We start from the raw sequence: 21691 nt of genomic DNA on the forward strand, positions 1-21691 counted from the left end.
GAGGGCGCGCCAGGCAGGGCGCCCTGTTTCAATAACCTGCTAAAATATCGGGTTTTTCGCAGTTAACACATTCAAAGGACGCGCCGTGCTGTCTACCGCCAACATCACCATGCAATTCGGGCCGAAGCCCCTCTTCGAGAACATCTCGGTCAAATTCGGGGAAGGCAACCGCTATGGCCTGATCGGAGCGAACGGTTGCGGCAAGTCGACGTTCATGAAGATCCTCGGCGGCGATCTCGAGGCGAGTTCGGGTAACGTGATGCTCGAACCGAACGTGCGCCTCGGCAAATTGCGGCAGGACCAGTTCGCGTACGAAGACGTGCGCGTGCTCGATGTCGTCATGATGGGCCACACGGAGATGTGGGGCGCGATGACCGAGCGCGACGCAATCTACGCGAACCCCGACGCCACCGACGACGACTACATGCACGCCGCGGAACTCGAGGCGAAGTTCGCCGAGTACGACGGCTACACGGCCGAAGCGCGCGCGGGCGAACTGCTGCTGGGCATCGGCATCGCGATCGCCGACCACAACGGCCCGATGAGCAACGTGGCGCCGGGCTGGAAGCTGCGCGTGCTGCTCGCGCAGGCGCTGTTCTCGAAGCCGGACGTGCTGCTGCTCGACGAACCGACCAACAACCTGGACATCAACTCGATCCGCTGGCTGGAAGACGTGCTCAACCAGTACAACTCGACGATGATCATCATCTCGCACGATCGACACTTCCTGAACCAGGTCTGCACGCACATGGCCGACATGGATTACGGCACGCTGAAGGTCTATCCGGGCAACTACGACGACTACATGCTCGCCAGCACGCAGGCGCGCGAGCGTCAGCAGGCCGCCAACGCGAAGGCGAAGGAACGAGTCGCCGACCTGCAGGATTTCGTGCGCCGCTTCTCGGCGAACAAGTCGAAGGCGCGCCAGGCCACGAGTCGCGCGAAGCAGATCGAGAAGATCAAGATCGAGGAATTCAAGCCGTCGTCGCGACAGAATCCGTTTATCCGCTTCGAGTACGAAAAGAAACTGCACAACATCGCGGTGGTGGCGGACACGATCACGAAGAAGTACGACCGCACGATCTTCCAGAACTTCAACCTGAGCGTGCAGCCAGGCGAGCGTATCGCGATCATCGGCGAGAACGGCGCGGGCAAGACCACGCTGCTGCGTTCGCTGCGCGGCAACATCAAACTCGATCACGGCACGGTGAAGTGGGCGGAAAACGCGAACATCGGTTACATGCCGCAGGACACGTACGAAGAGTTTCCGGACGACATCACGCTGATGGACTGGATCGACAACTATCGTCAGGAAGGCGACGACGAGCAGTCGGTGCGGGGCACGCTCGGCCGGCTGCTGTTCAACGCGGACGACATCCGCAAGTCGGTGAAGGTGCTTTCGGGTGGCGAGAAAGGCCGCATGATCTGGGGCAAGCTGATGCTCGGCCGCCACAACGTGCTGCTGATGGACGAGCCGACGAACCACATGGACATGGAATCGATCGAGTCGCTGCAGATCGCGCTGGAGAAATACGAGGGCACGCTGATTTTTGTCTCGCACGACCGCGAGTTCGTGAGCGGTCTGGCTAACCGGATCATCGAAGTGCGGACGAACGGCACGCTGAACGACTTCGGCGGCAATTACGAGGACTTCCTGCTGAGTCAGGGCGTGCAGTAACGCTTCGATGCAGGTTCGGGGTACATGAGCCCGCTTCATTCGAAGCGGGCTTTTTTCATGGCGTGGGCGATGAAGCTATTTTCATCGCCGCTGACCTGAATCACGAAACAGTTCGCCGACACCGCTCCACACGCCTTTTGTTTGTTCTCGCGCAATGCGAGGTCTGGCCCATTCGCGACGATGGACGTTTCATGTCGACGAAGCGGGCCTCTCATGTTTCCAGCGCATTCTTTTCCTCCACTCGTGATTCGCGGCCGTTCGCTGTTGCCGGTCGTGCAGGGTGGGATGGGCGTCGGCATATCGGCGCACCGGCTTGCTGGCAGTGTCGCCCGCGAAGGCGCGATGGGCACGATCGCCAGCATCGACCTGCGGCACCACCACGCGGATCTCGTCGACGCATGTCGTGCGCATCCTGATCGCGAGACGCTCGAACGCGCGAATCTCACGGCGCTCGCGCGCGAAATCAGGGCCGCGCGTGCGCTGTCGGAAGGTCGCGGCATGATCGCCGTCAACGTGATGAAAGCCGTCAGCGCACACGCCGATTACGTTCGGGTCGCGTGCGAAAACGGCGCCGACGCGATCGTCATGGGCGCGGGCTTGCCGCTTGACCTGCCTGACATGACGCACGCGTTCGATGTCGCGCTCATTCCCATCCTGTCGGATAGCCGCGGCGCGACGCTCGTCCTGAAGAAGTGGATGAAGAAAGGACGCCTGCCGGACGCCATCGTGATCGAGCATCCCGCGCATGCGGGCGGCCACCTCGGCGTGACGAACCTGGCGGAAATGCACGACGGTCGCTTCGAATTCGCGCGCGTGCTCGACGAGATGCACGCGGTGTTCGCGTCGCTGGGCTTAAGCCGCGACGAGGTGCCGTTGATCGTCGCGGGCGGCATCAACAGTCACGACGCGGTGCGCGCGTGCCTTGCGGCGGGCGCGAGCGGCGTGCAGCTCGGTACGCCGTTCGCCGTCACCGAGGAGGGCGATGCGCATCCGGATTTCAAGCGCGTGCTGGCTGAAGCGACACCCGAAGACATCGTCGAATTCGTCAGCGTGACGGGGCTGCCGGCACGTGCCGTCCGCACGCCGTGGCTCACGCGCTATCTGCGCCATGAGGAACGTATCCGCACCAAGATCGGCGCGCTCAGGCAGGCATGCCCGACGGCGCTCGAGTGTCTGAGCGCATGCGGGTTGCGTGACGGCATCGAGAAGTTCGGTCACTTCTGCATCGACACGCGCCTCGCGGCTGCGCTGCGCGGCGACATCGCGAACGGCCTGTTCTTTCGCGGTCGTGAAACGCTGCCGTTCGGCCATGCGATCCGCAGTGTGCGCGACCTGCTCGAACTGCTGCTGACAGGCACGGCGCGCCCGGCCGTCGCGCGTCACGGCGCGTTTTCGCTTCGTTGATACCGGTCAACGCGACCGGTCGTAATCCCCTAGAAAATGTAGGGGCTTTACGACAACGAGGAAAGAAAAATGAACCGATGGATCAACGGGGTAGGCGTCGCGGCATGCGCGCTGAGCATGGGCATGCCGGCCAGCCAGGCTGCCGCGGCAGACGAAGCTTTTCAGACGACGTCCATGGGCGGCATTCATGCAGGTGACGTACTGGTGCGTCTGCGCGCCATCAGCATCCTGCCGCAGGTCGGCACAAACAGTACGCTGTCGGCGCTCAATGTGGACGTTAACAACGCCACGGTGCCGGAACTCGACTTCACGTACATGATTCGCGACAGCATCGGCGTCGAGCTGATTCTGGGTACGTCACGGCATCAACTGACGTCGAATCTGGGCGGCCTGGGTGGCGTGAACGTGTTGCCGCCCACGCTGCTGCTGCAATATCACTTCAACCATCAGGGGACGGTGCGGCCTTATGTCGGCGCCGGTCTCAACTACACGCTGTTCTACAACAATGGCCTGAATGCAGGCGGCCAGCCGGTCTCGATCAGCAATCACAGTTTCGGGCCGGCGTTGCAGGCGGGCGTCGATGTGCAGGTGGCGAAGAATCTCTTCGTCAACGCGGACATCAAGAAGATCTGGATGCACACCGACGCGTCGCTTGGCGGCGCCTCGCTCGGCACGCTGCATATCGACCCGCTGGTGGTCGGCATCGGCGTCGGAATGAAGTTCTGACGTTTGCTGTCGTTCGCGGGCGCGTCTGGCGCTGTGTCAGGTGGCGCCGCGAACGTCCGCGCGCGGGCGTGGCGGCTCAGAGATGGTCGTTCTGGAATCGCATCGCGGTGCCCTCGCGTTTGATGCGCTCCCAGATCGCAAGCTTTTCTTCGTCGCTCAGGAACACCCAGTTCGACACTTCGCCGGCGGTGCGGCCACAGCCCTTGCAGACTTCATCGAAAAGCGTTGAGCAGACGCCAATGCAGGGGCTGTCGGGAAGGTCGTGAAGATTTGAAGCCATGAAAACGCCCGGGCGGAGGAAGGGTGAACGGAAACCGTTCGACATGTTAACCGATCCGCCGGATTCCCGATCCGGGCGTCTGACGGGTCGAATGCGACAGCGGCCATGAACGGATGGCGGTCATGACCGAGCTACCCGCATGCGAGCGCCGACCTCGCCGTGCGCATGCGAATGTGCCTCTCATCGCGAGATGCTGTACCCGATGCGCGCGACCCAGTGCTGGCGATTGTTGTAATCGAGAATGTCCTCGCCATAGCCGTTGAAGTAGCCCACCCACACATAACCGCCCCACGCGCTGCCCAGCAGTTTTGACAGCGGGTAAGTCAGCTGTGAATCGATGCTGCCATACCAGTGTTTCGTGCCCTTGCGCAGCGTGGTGGCGAGTTGCCAGCCGTCGGGGCTGCCGTACTTCACGAGCAGGTCGACGTAGCCGCGATAGTCGGCGATATCTTCGTTGCCGCTCTTGCTGAGGTAGTAGTAGATCTTCGGCGACACCGTCAGGTGGTTGCCGCTGAGATTGCCGAATTCCCACGTCGGGCGCACGAACACGATGTTGATGGCCCGCGAATCGTCGCCGCTCTTGCCGTTCGATTCGTGTCCGATACCGCCCGAGAATCCCATGCGCGTGAACCACGAACTGCGCCAGCCCGTGTCGGCGACGTAGTAGAACAGTTGCGGCATGTAGCTCGAATCGCGGAACGGCCGCGAATCGGCGCTCAGGTCCCACAGCACGGTCTGCGTGTAGGCGAAATACAGGTTGTCGAGAAGGGCCTTCGAGCGCAGGTCGTCGGGCATCATGATGCGGTACTTGAAACTCAGCTGGAAGCGCGCCGACGCATCGCCGTTCTTGCCGAGGCCGATATACATCGGCTCGAAATACGAGAGCCGCGCGAGCGCGCTGCGGCCTGTCGTGGCGAGCGAATCGAGCGGCGCGTTGATCGCGTCTTCCGGCGTGTTGACGACCGTGGACGCCGCTGCGACCTGGGCGGGTGTCGTCGCCTGCGCTTCGCTGCGTTCGGCCGTGGCGATCGCCTCCTGATCCGCGCCGCGGTTGATGGCGACGAGCGCCGGCGAAGCGTCGAACCCGACTGGATTGATCTGTACCACGCCGCGCGCCGATTTCGGCCACGGCGCTGAAAACGTCACCTTGCGATACTGGCCGGGCTGCAGCTTCAAGGTGTCCTGCACGCCGGGATCGCGCACGAGATCGACCGGCTGCGGCGCGAGGTCGCCATTCGTCAGCGTGACGCGGAGGGTCGGTGGCACCGTGAAGGTGAGCGGCGTGGTGTCGTCGTCGGAATAGAGGAGCGTGATCCGCAGCGGATCGCGCACTGCCGCCTCGCGCGGTGGCTGCAGCATCGCGACGGTCGCGTGTGCCTGACCGGCGACGGCAAGGAGTGCCAGCCACCCGGTACGCGACGCCCGGAGCCGAAGGGCGGCACGGGATGAGAACAGACGCAGGCCGAAGCGGGACAGCGGCGGTGGATCATCAGCAAACGCGGTATGGCGGGTAGAAGCGTGACGGACAGGCGAAGCATCGAAGCGCATGGGCGGGTCGTCCAGATAGAAGGCCGGGATAAAGAGCTTTGATACAGAGCCGCGAAACACAGACACACGGCACAGTCACAGCACACCGGTTTTCAGGCGCGTCAGGCAAAGTGTATCCACATTGTAAAAGACAGTTTAATAAACAGTAAGGCAGGCGGGAACACCGCACGGCAATTCACGGCGGCCCGGATCGCCTCAGATCGTCGATACGAATTGCCAGAGCAGCACGCCGTTGAGCGTCAGAATGGCCGCCGCCGACAGCCACGCCAGCACGAGCGGCACGCCATGCACTCGCCAGTGGCCCATCAGCGGCCGGCTCGACGCGAAACGGATCAACGGCACGACCGCGAGCGGCAGTTGCAGGCTGAGCACCACCTGGCTTGCAACGAGCAACTGGTTGGAACCGTGCTGCCCGAACATCGAGACGGCGAGAAGCGCCGGTCCCATCGCGAGCGAACGCGTCAGGAGCGCGCGTTGCCAGCGCGGCAGGCGCAGCGCGAGGAAACCTTCCATGACCGCCTGGCCGGCGAGCGTGCCCGTCACGGTTGCGCTCAGGCCGCAGGCGAGCAGGGCTGCCGCGAAAAGGATGGCGGCCCAGTGCGAGCCGACGATCGGCGCGATCAGCCGATGGGCATCGGCGAGATCGGTGACGTCGCGATGGCCGCTCGCGTGAAACACGGCCGCTGCCACGATCAGGAGCGCTGCGTTGATGACGAACGCAAACGACAGCGAGCCGAAGGTGTCGTAATTCACGCCGCGCAACGCGTTCGCGATCGCTGCGTCGTCGCGCTCGGGTGCGTGGTTTCTGACGAGCGCCGAGTGCAGGTACAGGTTGTGCGGCATCACCGTCGCGCCGAGGATGCCGGCCGCGAGCCACACCATGCCGGCATTGCGCAGCAGGTCGGCGCCCGGTGCGACGCCGGCGAGCGCCGCATGCCAGTCGGGCCGCGCGAGCGCCAGTTCGACGACGAAGCACAATCCCACGAACACGATCAGCGCGACGACGCTCGCTTCGAGCGTGCGCCGCCCGCGTCGCTGGAGCGCGAGTATCGCCAGCGTGCCGACGGCGGAGAGCAGCACGCCGGGCGTCAGCGACACGCCGAGCAGCAATTGCAGCGCGACCGCACTGCCGACGACCTCCGCGACGTCGCAGGCAACAATGGCGACCTCGCTCGTGAGCCACAGGACGTACGTGACGCGCCGGCTGAAGTGCTCGCGGCACAGCTGCGCGAGATCGCGCCCCGTGACGACGCCCAGCCGCGACGACACCCATTGCAGCAACATCGCCATCAGGCTCGACATGAGCACGACGCTGAGCAACCGGTAGCCGAAGCTTGCGCCGCCCGCGAGCGCCGTTGCCCAGTTACCGGGATCCATGTAGCCGACCGCGATCAGCGCGCCGGGACCGACGAACGAAGACCAGTGCGCGGGGCGTCGCGGTTCGCCGCCGGCGGTGGTGCGCGGGCGGCGTCGGCGGTAACGGGTGGTGAACGGATTTGAGTTCATCGCGATCATCGGGCAAATCAAGGCAGGGTGCGCACGCATATGGCCGCTGGCACAACAGGCAAACGACGCATCCATCGCATGTGATGCACAGGCAAAGGGTGAACCGGGCGCAAACGCCGTGCCCGGGGCCGTCGCCCAGCCTGGGGCGAGGGTACGCAGCATCCAGCGCGGCCGGGCAACTCGCGCGAAGCGGACAGGGTCGCCTCATGCCGGCGGGCAGCGCGCAGCCGCTTTCCTGTCAATCGCCTTGCGCGCTTCGTCGCCAGTTCGCGGGCCGTCATATTCTGAAATGAGCGCCCCTCGTTAAAACATAGGCGATCCGCTTTTTTTCGGGTGGACATGTGCCGATAACCCGATAAAATTGCGCCCAATTTTGCAATGCCGGTATCGCCTCCACGAGGGCAGGGCCGCGTGCAGGGCGGCTTTCTGGCTGTACCCTTTGCGCGACAGGGAGCCGTTTATTTTGGAGCATGCGGTATTTAGTGGTAGTTTTTGGGGTTTTTCAGGGGAGCCGCACGCGACGTGTCGTGGTGTGAGCGGTGTGGGCGAGGCGATGGCCGGACAGAGCCGGTCAGGATCGGAGAACAGGATGAATAAACGGGTAATGGGCCGGCTGGCGGCGCTTGTGCTTTGTGCGGCGCCGTGGGTCGCGGCCGCGGCGAAAGATACGCAGTTGAACGTGTATAACTGGTCGGATTACATTGCCAAGGACACGATCCCGAACTTCACGAAGCAGACCGGCATCAAGGTCAGGTACGACAACTACGACAGCGACGACACGCTTCAGGCCAAGCTCCTCACGGGCAATTCGGGCTATGACATCGTCGTGCCGACCACCAACTACGCTGGCAAGCAGATCGCCGCAGGCATCTTCGCGCCGCTCGACAAATCGAAGCTCCCCAATCTCAAGTATCTCGACCCGGCGCTGATGGCGCTCGTCGCCGGCGCCGATCCGGGCAACAAGTACGCGGTGCCCTGGGCGTACGGCACGACGGGCCTGGCCTACAACGTCACGAAGGTCCAGCAGATTCTCGGCAAGTCCGTGCCGCTCGACAGCTGGGACGTGCTCTTCAAGCCGGAGAACATTTCGAAGCTGAAAGCGTGCGGCGTCTCGGTGCTCGACGCGCCCGACCAGATGTTCGCCGCCGCGCTGCATTACATCGGCAAGGATCCGGTGAGCACGAACCCGGACGACTACCGCGCCGCACTCGCGATGATGAAGAAGATCCGTCCGTACATCACGCAGTTCAACTCGTCGGGCTATATCAACGACCTGGTGGGCGGCGACGTGTGCTTCGCGTACGGTTTCTCGGGCGACGTGGTCATTGCCAGGCATCGCGCCATCGAAGCGAAGAAGCCCTACAAGATCGAGTATTACATTCCGAAGGGCGGTGCGCCCGTGTGGTTCGACGTGATGGTGATTCCGAAGGACGCGAAGAACAAGGAAGCCGCGCTCGAATGGATCAACTACATCGAGACGCCGCAGGTTCACGCCGCGATCACGAACGAGGTCTACTATCCGAACGCGAACACCGAGTCGCGCAAGTATGTGGACAAGGACGTCGCGAACGATCCCGCCGTGTACCCCCCGCCTGACGTCATCAAGACGCTGTTCCTGCTGAAGCCGTTGCCGCCGGAAATCCAGCGTCTGCAGACGCGGCTGTGGACCGAGTTCAAGTCCGGCCGCTGATGCCGGCAGGCACAAGCAGGCGCAGGCCACGATGCACATCAAGAAGCCCCCGGTGTTCACCGGGGGCTTTGTTCGTCAAACGCAGGAGCGAAGCAGCAGATCATGAGTGACCAGTCAGGCGCGCCGGCAGGGGCCGGCGCGCTGCCCCCGGGCAATTCCTTCGTCGCAGGCGAAGCGGCGGAAAACTTCGTGCAGATCGTCGACGTCGTCAAGAAGTTCGGCGAAACCGTCGCGGTCAAGGGCGTGAACCTGAACGTCGAAAAAGGCGAGCTGTTTGCGTTGCTCGGCAGTTCCGGTTGCGGAAAGTCGACGCTCCTGCGCATGCTGGCCGGCCTCGAAACCGTAACGTCGGGCAGGATCCTGATCGACGGCGAAGACCTCGCGCAGATGCCGCCGTATCGCCGGCCGGTGAACATGATGTTCCAGTCGTATGCGCTTTTTCCGCACATGACTGTCGAATCGAACATCGCGTTTGGCCTGAAGCAGGAAGGCGTGCCGAAGGCCGAACTGCGCGACCGGGTGCAGACCGTGCTCGAACTCGTGCAGATGGGCCGCTTCGCGAAGCGCAAGCCGCATCAACTGTCGGGCGGCCAGCAGCAGCGCGTCGCGCTGGCGCGCAGCCTCGTCAAACGCCCGAAGCTCCTGCTGCTCGACGAACCGATGTCGGCACTCGACAAGCAGATCCGTCAGCGCACGCAGATCGAACTCGTCAACATTCTCGACACCGTTGGCGTGACGTGCATCATGGTGACGCACGATCAGGAAGAAGCGATGACGATGGCGGGGCGTCTTGCCGTGATGAGCGAGGGCGAGATCGTGCAGCTCGGCACGCCGCATGAAGTCTACGAATATCCGAACAGCCGGTTCTCGGCGGAATTCATTGGCTCGACGAACCTGTTCGACGGCAACGTCGTCGAGGACGAGCCGGATCACGTGTTCATCGAAACGCCGGACCTGCCGTGCCGTATGTACGTGAACCATGGCATCACCGGTCCGCTCGGCATGCCGGTGACCATTTCCGTGCGGCCCGAGCGCATCGCGCTCACGCGCAAGCCACCTGAAGGCGCGTACAACTGGGGCAGGGGCGTCATCACGAATATTGCGTACATGGGCGGCTATTCGCTGTATCACGTCAAACTCGACGGCGGCAAGACCGTGATCGCGAACGTGTCGAGCCTCGCGATCTCCGAGATCGAGACGCCGACGTGGGGCGACGAGATCTATGTGCGCTGGAGCGCGTCTGCCGGCGTGGTGCTGACGTCATGAAGCGGTCGATGAGTTCGTTCGCATCGTGGCCCGTGCGGCGCTTTGGGCTGACCGGGCGCACCGCGGTCGTGGCCGGGCCGTTCCTGTGGCTGCTGCTGTTTTTCCTCGTGCCGTTCGTGCTGGTGGTGAAGATCAGTTTTGCCGATCTTCAGATGAGCATTCCGCCGTATACCGAACTGACGTCGATGAAGGACGGCGTGCTGCATATCGCGCTGGACCTGTCGCACTACGCGTTTCTCGTCACTGACAGCCTGTATTTCGCGACTTACGTGAATTCGGTGGTGGTGGCGGCGATTTCGACGCTGTTGTGCCTGCTGCTGGGTTATCCGATGGCGTATTACATTGCGCGTTCGAATCCGTCGACGCGCAATATCCTGCTGATGGCCGTGATGTTGCCGTTCTGGACGTCGTTTCTGATTCGCGTGTACGCGTGGATCGGGATTCTGAAGAACAACGGGCTGCTGAATAACTTCCTGATGTCGATCGGCGTGATTCACGCGCCGATCGAGCTTTATCACACGAACACGGCTGTCTACATCGGCATGGTGTATTCATACCTGCCGTTCCTCGTGATGCCGTTGTACGCGCATCTGGTGAAGATGGACCTGACGCTGCTCGAGGCCGCATACGACCTTGGCGCGAAACCGTGGAAGGCGTTTGTGCAGATCACGCTGCCGCTGTCGAAGAACGGGATTATCGCGGGATGCCTGCTGGTGTTCATTCCGGCGGTTGGCGAGTATGTGATTCCGGAGCTGCTGGGTGGCGCGAATACGTTGATGATCGGTCGCGTGATGTGGAATGAGTTCTTCGACAATGCCGACTGGCCGATGGCGTCCGCGGTGACGTGTGCGATGGTTGTGCTGCTGCTGGTGCCGATGGCGCTCTTTCAGTATGCGCAGGCGAAGGAGCTGGAGGATAGCCGCTGATGAAGCCGAATCGTTATTTGCAGATCGTCGCGCTTGGCATTGGGTTTCTGTTTCTGTACATACCGATTGTGAGCCTGGTGGTGTATTCGTTCAACGAATCGCAACTGGTGACCGTGTGGACGAAATTTTCCGTGCGCTGGTATCAGGCGTTGCTTGAGGATGACGAGCTGATTGCTGCTGCGTGGCTTTCCTTGCGGATTGGGTTGCTGACTGCGTTTGCGTCGGTGTTCATTGGCACGTGGGCGGGGTTTGTGCTTGCGCGGATGGGGCGGTTTCGTGGTTTTACGCTTTATACCGGGATGATCAATGCGCCGCTGGTGATTCCAGAGGTCATCCAGGGGATTTCGTTGTTGCTGCTTTTCGTCGAAATGGGCAAGTGGCTGGGGTGGCCTGCCGAGCGGGGGATTTTCACGATCTGGATCGGGCATGTGATGCTGTGCATTTCGTATGTCGCGATTATTGTGCAGTCGCGGGTGAGGGATTTGAACCCGTCGCTTGAAGAGGCCGCGCTGGATCTCGGGGCTACGCCGTTCAGGGTGTTCTTTGCGGTTACGTTGCCGTTGATTTCCCAGGCGCTTGTTGCCGGGTGGCTGCTGTCGTTTACGCTTTCGATCGATGATCTTGTGTTGTCGGCGTTTTTGTCCGGGCCTGGATCGACTACTTTGCCGCTGGTTGTTTTTTCACGTGTGAGGCTCGGGTTGAACCCCGAGATGAATGCGCTTGCCACGTTGTTTATTTCCGTTGTCACGGTTGGGGTTGTTGTGGCTAACCGGTTTATGCAGAATGCTGAGAGGAGGCGGCTTGCTATGGCGATGTAGTTTTTTTTGTTTTTTTGTTGTTCTGGGTTTTTGGCCTTTCCTTGTGTTCATGTCGGTCTATTAGTGTTGCCCCTGTGCGGGGCGGCACCTACTTTTCTTTGTCTTCCAAAGAAAAGTAGGCAAAAGAAAGGCGCTCCGAAATGCGATCTTTTCTCGGTGCGTCATTCATCGGGAATGGCAACCCGTGAGGTGTCGCCCTCGCGCTCCAAGCCGCGCTGGTCCGCGCGCGATCTGATCTCCCGCACAGCACCGCCCGTGACAAAGGGCTCATCCACCCGACTCCGCGCTTCGCGCGTCGTCGATCGGCATAATCGCCCCGCTGCCTTCGATCGGCGTAACTGATAGGTCTTCGCCACCAGGCCACCGAGCCACCGAACCGCGGGACTGAGGGGAGGCGACTTTCCGATTTTGATTTCGGGCGAGACGGATATGTTTGCCGGGGCGTGCTCGTGTTAATGCGCGAGCGGCGGTAGGACTACACCCATCCGCGACGCACGTAGTGCGGAGTGGGGTGGATGAGCCCTTTGTCACGGGCGTTGAACGCACGCGGAATGGAATCGCGCGGGGACCGATACCGGTTGAAGCGCGAGGGCGACACCTCACGGGTTGCCATTCCCCGCTAAAGATCCGCCTTGAAGAAATGAGCTGTCGGAGCGCCTTTCTTTTGCCTACTTTTCTTTGGAAGACAAAGAAAAGTAGGTGCCGCCCCGCACAGGGGCAACGCTAATAGGCCGACATGAATACAAGGAAAGGCCAAAAACCCAAAACAACAGAAAAACAGAAAAACAAAAAAAACAGAAAAACGAAAAAACCTAAACCCGATATCCAACCCGAACCCCACCCCAATGCCGCCCGGCGACAACAACGGGCGCCGACGCATCTTTCATCAACACAAACTCCCCGCCCCCCATATCCCGCCGATACGTCTGCAGAAGAAACCGCTTCGTATTCGCGCCAGCGGCCAACCCTGTCCGGTCATTGAACATCCGCCGGTTCCGGCAATTCGCCGCATTCCACACAGGATCCTCCCCCTGCGGCCGCGAAAACTTCAGGTTATGCGTCGGCAAATATCCCCTCGCATCGATAGCAGCACAAAACGCAACGCGCTCGTCGAGCTTCAGCAAAGGCTCCTGTATCGCCGGCAACACGCGATCGGTAAACGCGGTGAACCGCGTCATGAACTGCGGTGGATTCGTTCCGGGCACCGGAACATAAGCCGTATCGAACAGATCGGCCAGCGTAATATCACCACGCGCAAGCGCCGCCTCGAACACCTTGCCCACCTTCGCCGCAGCGTCCTCGATGGCCTCGATAAACCGCGTGTCGGCCGTCTCCACGCCCGTCGCGGCCGTCAACTCGATCAGCGTCTCGGATACGCCCAGCAGATTGCCCAGCCGGTCCTTCGCCTGCACGAAGTTCTCGCTCGAATTCTCGACGTCGCTCGCCATCTCCACGACCTGCGCCTCCAGCCCGTGGCACTGCGTCTCGATCTCGCCCGTCAACGTCGCAATCTGGCTCGCTTCGGCGTTCAGCTGCGTGATCGCTTCGCCCGTCGAATGCACGACGTCGCCAATTTTGCGCGTGCCTTCCCGCACCCGATGCGCACGCGCCGTGTTCACCGATCCCTCCGAAATCAGCTGCTCGGTCTGCTGGGTCAACTGCGCAAGCGTCGTCTCGATCTGACCGGTGGCCTGCGCAGTCTTCGCCGACAGATTCTTCACCTCGGCGGCAACCACCGCGAAGCTCTTGCCGGAATCGCCGGCGCGAGCGGCTTCGATCGCGGCGTTCAGCGCAAGCAGATGCGTCTGTCGCGCAATCAGCGAAATCTCCTCGGAGACGCGGCTCACGTGGGCCAGCGCGGAGCGCAACGCGCCAATCTGGCTCTCGATGACGGTCACGCCCTCAACCAGCCCATGTATGTCCGCCAGCGAAGCCTGCAGCGTCTGCTGCGATTCCTGCACGCCACTCGCGGCGTCGGCGGTGACGGTGCGCATCTCGCGCGCAGCCGTGGCGATGCGCTCGTTGCCCTGCATCGTCAGAGCCGCGGATTCGCGTAACGCCCGGCACACCTGCGCCTGGCGCTGAACGCGCGCGGCGACTTCGTCGACGTGCCCCGACACGTCGCAGATCTCGATGCCCAGTTTGCCCGCCTGCGTCGCAATATCGCCGACCACTGAGTTCGATCGGTCCTTCCGGCGAAAGCTGAAGCCCGTCATGGATGTCTCCTTGTTGTCGCAAACCGCATCGGCGAATCGATATGCTCCCGGGTTCGCCCGCGCGGACGCCGCGTTTTCTTCCCTGCGTTTACGGCGCGCTTTCACACGACTTGATACGGACTATCCCTCGGTCGATATCATGGAGGCTTCGGCATCGTTCCCGTCGGCGCTACGGTTTTCACCCCCACTCAACTTTTCGCCCGCCACTTTATGTTCGAGGTTTTATTCAGCATCGCAGGCTGGCAGCAGCTCGAGCAGCTATGGGCGCTGATCGTGCTGGTCTGCAAGTTTTTGTGGGGCCTCCTGCTGCTGCTCGGCGGGGGCTGAACGTTTCGCGTCAGGCAGGCGCGCGCGTTTCCGGGTAACGTTGGACGCCGCACCACACCATGCACAGGATATGTCGATGAATCTGGATTCCACCCGGCGCTTCACGAACCGCGTCGCCGATTATGTGAAGTACCGTCCAGGCTATCCACGCGAAGTGGTCACGTTCCTGCACGACGTCTGCGGTCTCGCGAACGGCGCGCGGGTTGCCGATATCGGCGCGGGAACGGGCATCTCCGCGAAGCTCTTTCTCGATGCGGGCCACCCGGTCGTCGCCGTCGAACCGAACGAGGCGATGCGCAACGCGGCCGATGCATGGTTGTCGGGTTTCGACGGTTTCAGCAGCAGGGCGGGCACGGCCGAAGCCACCACGTTGGGTGACGCCAGCGTCGACCTCGTCATCGCCGCGCAGGCCGTCCACTGGTTCGATCCAGCGACGGCCCGCCGCGAATTCGCGCGCATCGTGAGACCAGGCGGTCTCGTCGCGCTTTTCTGGAACAGTCGTCTGCTCAGCGGCACGACGTTTCTTGTCGGCTTTGAGGCATTGCTCAAGCGCTATGGCGTCGACTACACGGAGGTGTCGGAGCGCTACGGCGACGACGCGGCGATGGCCGCCTGGTTCGACAACGGCTTCGCGCACAAGGCAACGTTTTCGAACGCACAGCAGCTGGATTTCGATGGACTGAAAGGACGGCTGATGTCGTCGTCGTTCGCACCCGGGGCGGGGCATCCGGATCACGAACCCATGCTCGTCGCGTTACGCGAACTGTTCGACCACACCGCGACAAACGGCACGGTCGACTTTGCTTACGAAACGCGTCTGTACGTCGGCGGTCCGGCGAACGTCTAGAGGCAGGCCGGCGCATTCATCGAAATGGAAACTGAAAGAAGCGGAAACGTCAGGCAAAAAAACAGGCTCCGAAATGGAGCCTGTTCCCGTTCTGCCGTGCGCGTGGACTGGCAGCGATGCTCAGGTATCGCTCCAGCCGCCGGAGTCGTCGCTGCTGCCCATGTCGATGCCGCCACCGCCACCGCCGTCGCTCCAGTCGTTCGAGCCCTGGCCGAAATCGACGTCGCCGCCGCCGGCACGCCGGCGCGCCTCGTCGGGATCGACCAGCACGTCACGTTCGATGATGCGATCGCGGCCGCCGGAATTCAGCACCTGACCAAGCAGCACGCCGGTCAGCAGACCGCCCATGCCACCGCCAAATCCGCCGCCTTGCTGGACGATGACGGGCGGTTGTTGTTGTGGCACCGGTTGTTGCGGATACGGGTAGGGCGGCTGCTGACGGCCGAAGCGCTCGTCGGCCTCACGCGCATACGCCGAGTCGCCGCTGCCGAGCGGACCCGGGCCGTACGCCGCCGCGCCGGACGCATTCGGGTCGGGACGCCCCTCGGCACGTGCCTTCAGGCTTTCGACCTGGCGTTCGAGATCGTCGAGCTGATACGGCGGCACCGGGTTCGGGCTGCCCGACAATGTTTCGACGAGCTGCCGCAACTGCGTTTCGGCACCTTCCACTTCCTTTTCCAGCGCCTCGTGTCCGGGTACCGTCGAGATTTTCACGTCGAGCTTTAGCGAACGCACGGCGTTGAGCAGTTCCGTCGCGCGTTTCAGTTGCGCACGGCGATCGTCGTCGACACGGGAATCGTCTTTCGAGCGCGCGCGCTTTAGCGTCCAGCGCAGCACGAATGCGATCACGACAACGACAAACACGAGGCCGAGCCACAGGCCCATCGAAGGTCCATGACGTTGCGGCACGACCGGCTGCATCGCCGCTTGCTGCTGGATCTGCGCGGCCGGTGTGGCCTGCTGCGCGAAGGGCGTGGGTGTACGGTTTGTCTGGATGGCGCCGGCGCGGGCCGCGTTGTTGCGAATGCGCGCCTCTGTCTGAGCGAAGCGCGACGGATCGGTGAAGCGGACCTGCGGATCGAGCGTCTTCGCCTGCTGGATCTGCGCGAGCGCGTCGGCGTGACGGCCTTCGCGGTCGAGCACCTGCGCGTACAGATAATGCGCCCGCGCATTGTTCGGATGCGCCTGCAGCACCTGCGTCAGGCCAGCGTCAGCCTGCTGCCAGTTGCCCTGCTGCATGGCGGTTTCGATCTGCGTCGCGGTGGGCAGCGCAAACGCGGCGCCTGACACCAGCATCAACGACACGAACGCCGCTGCGAAAAATCTTTTCATGATGCGACCAGGCGACTTCACGCCCGTCTCCATGGCAATCGATATCAGATGCGACGCCGCGCGTCACGCCAGGTTCGAACGACGAGGCCACGACCACCACCGTGGCCACGACGGTCGAACCGGACCTGACGCGCGCGGCACCGCACCGGTCCGGCGGGTTACTGCTGCGCCGGTGTGTTCAACTGCTTCTTCAATGCTTCGAGGCGGTCTTCCACGGACGGGCCGCGATCCAGGTCCGCGAGCTTGTCGTCGAGCGCCTTGCCGCTTTTCACGTCGGCGGAATTCAGGCGCGCGTCGGAACGCGCGTTCGACAGCGCCACCTTGTCTTCGAGCTTCTGGAAATCTTCCGACAGGTTCTTGCCGCCGATACCGCCGAGCGCCGTTGCGGCGACATCCTTGGCCTGCGCGATCTGCTGCTTCGCCTGCAGGATGTTCGAGCGTGCATTCAGGTCGTTACGACGCTGGCGCATTTCGTCGATCTGCTGTTTCAGTTGATCGACCGAGGGTTCGAGCGTGGACAGTTCGGAAGCCAGCGCGTTGCGTTCGGCTTCGGCCGTTGCCTGCGCGCCGAGTGCTTCGCGGGCCAGCGCTTCGTCGCCGCCCTGCAGCGCGCGCTTTGCGCCGTCCTCGTATTTTTTTGCCTTGTCGGCGGCGACGTCGCGCTTGCTTTGCTGCGTCGCGACCTGCGCCTGGATTTCGATCAGCGAGTTTTCCGCTTTCGCGATGCTGTCGTCGAGTTCGCGCACGATCTGGCGCGAATCGCGCGAAGGATCCTGCACGGAATCAGCCGCGTCGTTCAGGAGACCTTTGAGCGTGCGCGAGACGGTGTCAAATAGCGACATGAATACCTCCGTAGATTGAATTCGGCGCTGGAAAATCCGGGCGCATTTAACCGACAGCTTACGCCGCTGCGCGCTTCATTGCGCAGGCGGCCGGTCCCCACATCGGGCCGATTCCGCGAATTGCAATGGGTGCGGTTTTCGATCGCGCCATTGCCGCGGATTCACTGTCATGAAAAGTGCACGGGCCCGGGTCCAGTCGCTCGCGGATATTACACCACGGCATGTCTTAAAGCGGACTTAAAGACATGTTTCAAAAAGGTTTCAAAACGCAGTGATTACCGCGGATGCATGCCCGTGTCTCAGTGGTGTATGAAAAGACGATTCGGGAGCGGATTCGATTGAAATCGGGCCACGGCCGGTGGCCCGATGCAGGGTGGTTTTTTGTCAGCGCGAGGCCGGTTATGTCACGCGAAGCGGCCACCGGTGGTGGGATCGCTGTCGGCGTCGTGTTCGTCGCCCACTCGTGCGGGCGAGCGCAGGACATCGGTTGTGTCCGCCGGATGCGCCGCCAGCGACGCCGCTTTCGCTGCCGCCACGCGCGCGACCGCTTCAGCGGCGTTGCGCATTTCCTCTTCGGTTGCGGTCGCGGGGTCGAACGCGGGTGTATCGGACGGCAGATCCTCGGCCGGCTCGAAAGCCAGCGGGGCGACACGGGACGGCGCGTGGTCCGCCTGCGCGGCGAGACCGGGCTGTACGGGCTGTACGCGCACGGATTCCGACGGCAGCAGTACGGGTTGGGCTTGCGCCGCATGCGTGTGCCGCGTGCCGCGTGCGGCCTTGCGCAGCGCCTCGTTGAGCGCGTCTGGCTCGCGTGGCGCCCGTAGCCGGTCGACGATGCTGGCCGCCTTGACCTGCTCGCTGGTCGCGCCGAAGCTCAGTACGGCGCGCCGTATCAGTTCGCTGACACTGATGCCGAGCCCCTCGGCGGTCGAGGCAATCGCGCGTTTCTGCGCGGGCGTGACGAATACGACGATGCGTTCGCTAGGCTTGTTCATGATCGGCTCGCGTGGGTTTTACCCGTTTTTGCGGCTTGCAGCTGGTTATTGCGGGCGCTCACCCCGGCGAACCGGCGTGACAGGATCATCATAAGGCGACTCGTGCGGATGCGAAACGGGCATCGCACGAACTGCGCTCCGGGGCAACGGCGGCACCCGTCACGAAGAACGTGACAAAATCGGGCGTCGCGGGAAAAAGCCGTGACTTCAATGAGTTGTAGCCTTTCCCGCGCTATTGTCCACAGGCCTTTGCACATTTTGTGTGGATAACCCCTCGTTCCCCGACAAAAGACCTGAATCGACTTGCGGGGTACCATCCGCAGGGAATTCTTACAAAAAAATCGGGTAGACCTCTGTCCGAATTCTTTAAAATGCGCTGTCAAGTTGCGGCCGCCGTTGGGGGCCGTGCGCTGTGCGGCCGCCGGGGGTGTTGGGCCGCATGGGGGCGTCAGCGGGTTTGCCGTTCATTTGTCCGGGCAATGCGGCGCTTTTTCGACAGCATGTAACCCCGTCGGTGTGGCCTGCGCGATGCGCGGCCTGCCACGACGATGATCCGCGCGCGCGACGCGTGCGCAGAAGGCGTGCAGTTCAGGCGCTAACCCTACAAGTCATGCCAATTATCAAACGACCGCCTTCAAATCATCCGGCCCACGACCGGAATCCAGACCGCCGCGACGCCGGCTCCCATCGAGATCGTGACGAACCGCGCGGCCGTTCGATCGGCGTGACGATCGCCCTCTGGTTTACCGGCCTGATCGCTACCGTTGCCGTCGTGGGTGCGCTGATCGCCGGTTACGCGCTCGTCGTGATGGGGCCGCAACTGCCGCCGCTCGATGCGCTGACCGATTACCGGCCGAAGGTGCCGTTGCGCGTCTACACAGCCGATCACGTGCTGATCGGCGAGTTCGGCGAAGAGCGCCGCAGTATCGTGCGTTTCGCCGATATCCCTGACCAGATGAAAAAAGCGGTGCTCGCGATCGAGGACTACCGCTTTTACGAACATGGCGGCGTCGACTTCGTCGGTATCCTGCGTGCCGGCCTGGCCGACCTGATGCACGGCGGCAGCGCGCAGGGCGCGAGCACGATCACGATGCAGGTCGCGCGCAACTTCTTCCTGTCGAGCGAGAAGACCTACACGCGCAAGATCTACGAAATGATGCTTGCGTACAAGATCGAGCGCGCGCTGACGAAAGATCAGATCCTCGAGGTGTACATGAACCAGATCTATCTGGGCGAGCGCGCTTACGGCTTCGCGGCCGCCGCGCGCGTGTACTTCGGCAAGGACCTGAAAGACATCACGCTGGCCGAGGCCGCCATGCTCGCGGGCCTGCCGAAAGCGCCTTCCGCGTATAACCCGGTCGTGAATCTGAAGCGCGCGAAAATCCGTCAGGAATACATCCTGAAGCGCATGCTCGATCTGAACTACATCACGCAGCCGCAGTACGACCAGGCCGTGAAGGAACAGATTCACGTGAAGGTGTCGGGCAACGAATACAGCGTACACGCCGAGTATGTCGCGGAAATGGTGCGTCAGATGATGTACGCGCAGTATCGCGACGAAACCTACACGCGCGGGCTGAACGTCACGACGACGATCGATTCCGCCGATCAGGACGCGGCCTACCAGGCCGTGCGCAAGGGCGTGATGGATTATGAGCGGCGTCACGGCTATCACGGCCCTGAAGGGTTTATCGAGTTGCCGTCGGACAGCGACGACCGCGACCAGGCCATCGACGACGCGCTCGCCGATCATCCCGACAACGGAGAAATCGTCGCGGCTGTCGTGATTGCCGCGACGCCGAAGGAAGTGAAGGCGCAGTTCGTCGACGGTACGGTCGCGACGGTCAGCGGCGAGGGCCTGAAGTTCGCCGCCGCGGCGTTGAGCCCGCGTGCCGCGCAGGCCCAACGCATCAAGCCGGGCTCGATCGTGCGCCTGATCGCCGATGCGAAGGGCAACTGGCAGATCACGCAGTTGCCGCAGGTCGAAGGCGCGCTCGTCGCGCTTGAGCCGCAGGACGGCGCGATCCGCTCGCTCGTCGGCGGTTTCGACTTCAACAAGAACAAGTTCAACCACGTGACGCAGGCATGGCGCCAGCCGGGGTCGAGCTTCAAGCCGTTCATCTATTCGGCCTCGCTCGACAAGGGCCTCGGACCGGCGACGATCATCAACGACGCGCCGCTGTCGTTTCCGCCGACCACGCCGGGCGGCGAGGCGTGGGAGCCCAAGGACGACGACCAGCCGGAAGGTCCGATGTCGATGCGTCTCGCGCTCGAAAAATCGAAGAACCTGGTGTCGATCCGCATCCTGTCGTTCATCGGCACGAAGTACGCGCAGGATTTCGTGACGCAGCGCTTCGGCTTCGATGTCGACAAGACGCCGCCGTATCTGCCGCTGGCGCTCGGCGCGGGTCTCGTGACGCCGTTGCAGTCGGCGGGCGCGTACGCGGTGTTCGCGAACGGCGGCTACCGGATCAATCCGTATCTGATCGCCGAAGTCACCGATGCACGCGGCCAGCTGATTTCGCGTGCGCAGCCGTTGACCGCCGGCCGCGATGCGCCGCGCACGATCGAGCCGCGTAACGCGTACATCATGAACAGCCTGCTGCACTCCGTGGCCACCGCGGGCACCGGCGCCGGCACGAACGTGCTGCATCGTTCGGACCTGCAGGGCAAGACGGGCACGACGAACGACGCCAAGGACGGCTGGTTCGCCGGCTACCAGAAGTCGCTCGTGGCGGTGGCGTGGATGGGCTACGACCAGCCCAGGTCGCTCGGCAGCCGTGAATTCGGCGCGCAGCTCGCATTGCCGATCTGGGTCGAGTACATGCAGCGCGCGCTGCGTGGCGTGCCGCAGGAAGAGCCGCCGATGCCCGATACGGTCACGCAGGTCGATGGTGAACTGTTCTATTCCAACGAGACGCCGGGTAACGGCTTTGTCGCGAGCATCGGCATGGATACCGCCAATCCGCTTGCGGGCGGCACGAGCGCGGTGGGGGGCGTGGGGCCCGCTGGCCTGACGCCGCCCGATGTTTCGTCGAGCGAAAAGAAACAGATCATGGACCTGTTCGAATCGAACAAGCCCTGATGTATAACGGTGCAACACGTCAAAGCACGCCGAAGCACGTGGAAACACGGCGAAATGCGTGTACCGGACCCCGGATGCCGGGGTCCGGTGCGCGACACATACTGTAATCTGCACTGGTAAGTAACTATTGCCTTTGCTGTGAATACCGCAGGATAATTTTGCGCACCAGGCGCAGCGTCTCACCCCGGTTACGGCGTGCGCATGC

General features: G+C 62.7%; 17 protein-coding genes. 9 read left to right on the forward strand and 8 right to left on the reverse strand.

The genetic code is table 11. The features are described from left to right. Positions 1-85: 85 nt before the first annotated feature. Complete coding sequence (locus tag BLV45_RS24510) at positions 86-1678, forward strand: ABC-F family ATPase (protein ID WP_090537507.1); 1593 nt, start codon at positions 86-88, stop codon at positions 1676-1678. Between the two features lie 35 nt (positions 1679-1713). Here the strand turns inward: BLV45_RS24510 and BLV45_RS27305 are convergent, their stop codons facing one another. Further along, positions 1714-1893 carry a hypothetical protein gene (locus tag BLV45_RS27305; protein ID WP_143130471.1) on the reverse strand — a complete coding sequence of 60 codons (180 nt, stop codon included), beginning with the start codon at positions 1891-1893 and terminating at the stop codon, positions 1714-1716. Between BLV45_RS27305 and BLV45_RS24515 the strand changes: the two genes are divergently transcribed. Both BLV45_RS24515 and BLV45_RS24520 read left to right on the forward strand, forming a co-directional pair. Next, entirely contained in the window at positions 1892-3082 is a 1191-nt protein-coding gene (locus BLV45_RS24515; protein ID WP_090537509.1) for an NAD(P)H-dependent flavin oxidoreductase, read from the forward strand. The genes BLV45_RS27305 and BLV45_RS24515 overlap by 2 nt on opposite strands. A 69-nt stretch (positions 3083-3151) precedes the next feature. Then, entirely contained in the window at positions 3152-3808 is a 657-nt protein-coding gene (locus BLV45_RS24520; RefSeq protein ID WP_090537511.1) for an OmpW/AlkL family protein, read from the forward strand. Positions 3809-3884: 76 nt separating this feature from the next. Here BLV45_RS24520 and BLV45_RS24525 read toward each other — a convergent pair whose 3' ends face one another. From BLV45_RS24525 to BLV45_RS24535, 3 genes are all read right to left on the reverse strand, one after another. Further along, entirely contained in the window at positions 3885-4088 is a 204-nt protein-coding gene (locus tag BLV45_RS24525; RefSeq protein WP_090537655.1) for a DUF1289 domain-containing protein, read from the reverse strand. Between the two features lie 180 nt (positions 4089-4268). Beyond that, complete coding sequence (locus tag BLV45_RS24530; protein ID WP_090537513.1) at positions 4269-5636, reverse strand: phospholipase A; 1368 nt, start codon at positions 5634-5636, stop codon at positions 4269-4271. A 195-nt stretch (positions 5637-5831) separates the two neighbouring features. Beyond that, positions 5832-7142, reverse strand: coding sequence for an Nramp family divalent metal transporter (locus BLV45_RS24535; RefSeq protein WP_090537657.1), 1311 nt, complete (start codon positions 7140-7142; stop codon positions 5832-5834). Positions 7143-7731: 589 nt separating this feature from the next. Between BLV45_RS24535 and BLV45_RS24540 the strand changes: the two genes are divergently transcribed. The 4 genes from BLV45_RS24540 (at position 7732) to BLV45_RS24555 (ending at position 11842) form a co-directional block, all read left to right on the forward strand. Next, positions 7732-8832 (forward strand): polyamine ABC transporter substrate-binding protein, encoded by a 1101-nt coding sequence (locus tag BLV45_RS24540; protein ID WP_090537515.1) that lies wholly within the window; start codon positions 7732-7734, stop codon positions 8830-8832. Positions 8833-8934: 102 nt separating this feature from the next. Next, positions 8935-10098, forward strand: a complete 1164-nt coding sequence (locus tag BLV45_RS24545) for an ABC transporter ATP-binding protein (RefSeq protein WP_176954242.1) — start codon at positions 8935-8937, stop codon at positions 10096-10098. Further along, positions 10095-11024, forward strand: coding sequence for an ABC transporter permease subunit (locus BLV45_RS24550; protein WP_090537517.1), 930 nt, complete (start codon positions 10095-10097; stop codon positions 11022-11024). Before BLV45_RS24545 ends, BLV45_RS24550 begins: the two co-directional genes overlap by 4 nt. Next, positions 11024-11842, forward strand: coding sequence for an ABC transporter permease subunit (locus BLV45_RS24555; RefSeq protein WP_090537519.1), 819 nt, complete (start codon positions 11024-11026; stop codon positions 11840-11842). The genes BLV45_RS24550 and BLV45_RS24555 overlap by 1 nt, the downstream gene beginning before the upstream one ends. A gap of 812 nt (positions 11843-12654) precedes the next feature. Here BLV45_RS24555 and BLV45_RS24560 read toward each other — a convergent pair. After that, positions 12655-14058, reverse strand: coding sequence for a methyl-accepting chemotaxis protein (locus tag BLV45_RS24560; RefSeq protein WP_090537521.1), 1404 nt, complete (start codon positions 14056-14058; stop codon positions 12655-12657). Positions 14059-14461: 403 nt separating this feature from the next. Here BLV45_RS24560 and BLV45_RS24565 point away from each other — a divergent pair, with 403 nt between their 5' ends. Further along, positions 14462-15232 (forward strand): class I SAM-dependent methyltransferase, encoded by a 771-nt coding sequence (locus BLV45_RS24565; RefSeq protein ID WP_090537661.1) that lies wholly within the window; start codon positions 14462-14464, stop codon positions 15230-15232. A gap of 120 nt (positions 15233-15352) precedes the next feature. Here the strand turns inward: BLV45_RS24565 and BLV45_RS24570 are convergent, their stop codons facing one another. From BLV45_RS24570 to BLV45_RS24580, 3 genes are all read right to left on the reverse strand, one after another. Then, positions 15353-16564 carry a tetratricopeptide repeat protein gene (locus tag BLV45_RS24570; protein WP_090537663.1) on the reverse strand — a complete coding sequence of 404 codons (1212 nt, stop codon included), beginning with the start codon at positions 16562-16564 and terminating at the stop codon, positions 15353-15355. A gap of 158 nt (positions 16565-16722) precedes the next feature. Further along, the gene (locus tag BLV45_RS24575; RefSeq protein WP_090537523.1) at positions 16723-17406 is read right to left on the reverse strand and encodes a PspA/IM30 family protein; all 684 of its coding nucleotides are present in this window, start codon (positions 17404-17406) and stop codon (positions 16723-16725) included. Positions 17407-17810: 404 nt separating this feature from the next. Then, positions 17811-18401 (reverse strand): hypothetical protein, encoded by a 591-nt coding sequence (locus BLV45_RS24580; protein ID WP_090537525.1) that lies wholly within the window; start codon positions 18399-18401, stop codon positions 17811-17813. Positions 18402-19011: 610 nt separating this feature from the next. On the opposite strand from BLV45_RS24580, the gene BLV45_RS24585 reads away from it, so the two are divergent. Beyond that, entirely contained in the window at positions 19012-21486 is a 2475-nt protein-coding gene (locus BLV45_RS24585; RefSeq protein ID WP_090537527.1) for a penicillin-binding protein 1A, read from the forward strand. Positions 21487-21691 lie beyond the last annotated feature (205 nt).

Origin of the sequence: Paraburkholderia sartisoli (assembly GCF_900107685.1) — a bacterium.
GTDB classification, from domain to species: Bacteria; Pseudomonadota; Gammaproteobacteria; order Burkholderiales; family Burkholderiaceae; genus Paraburkholderia; species Paraburkholderia sartisoli.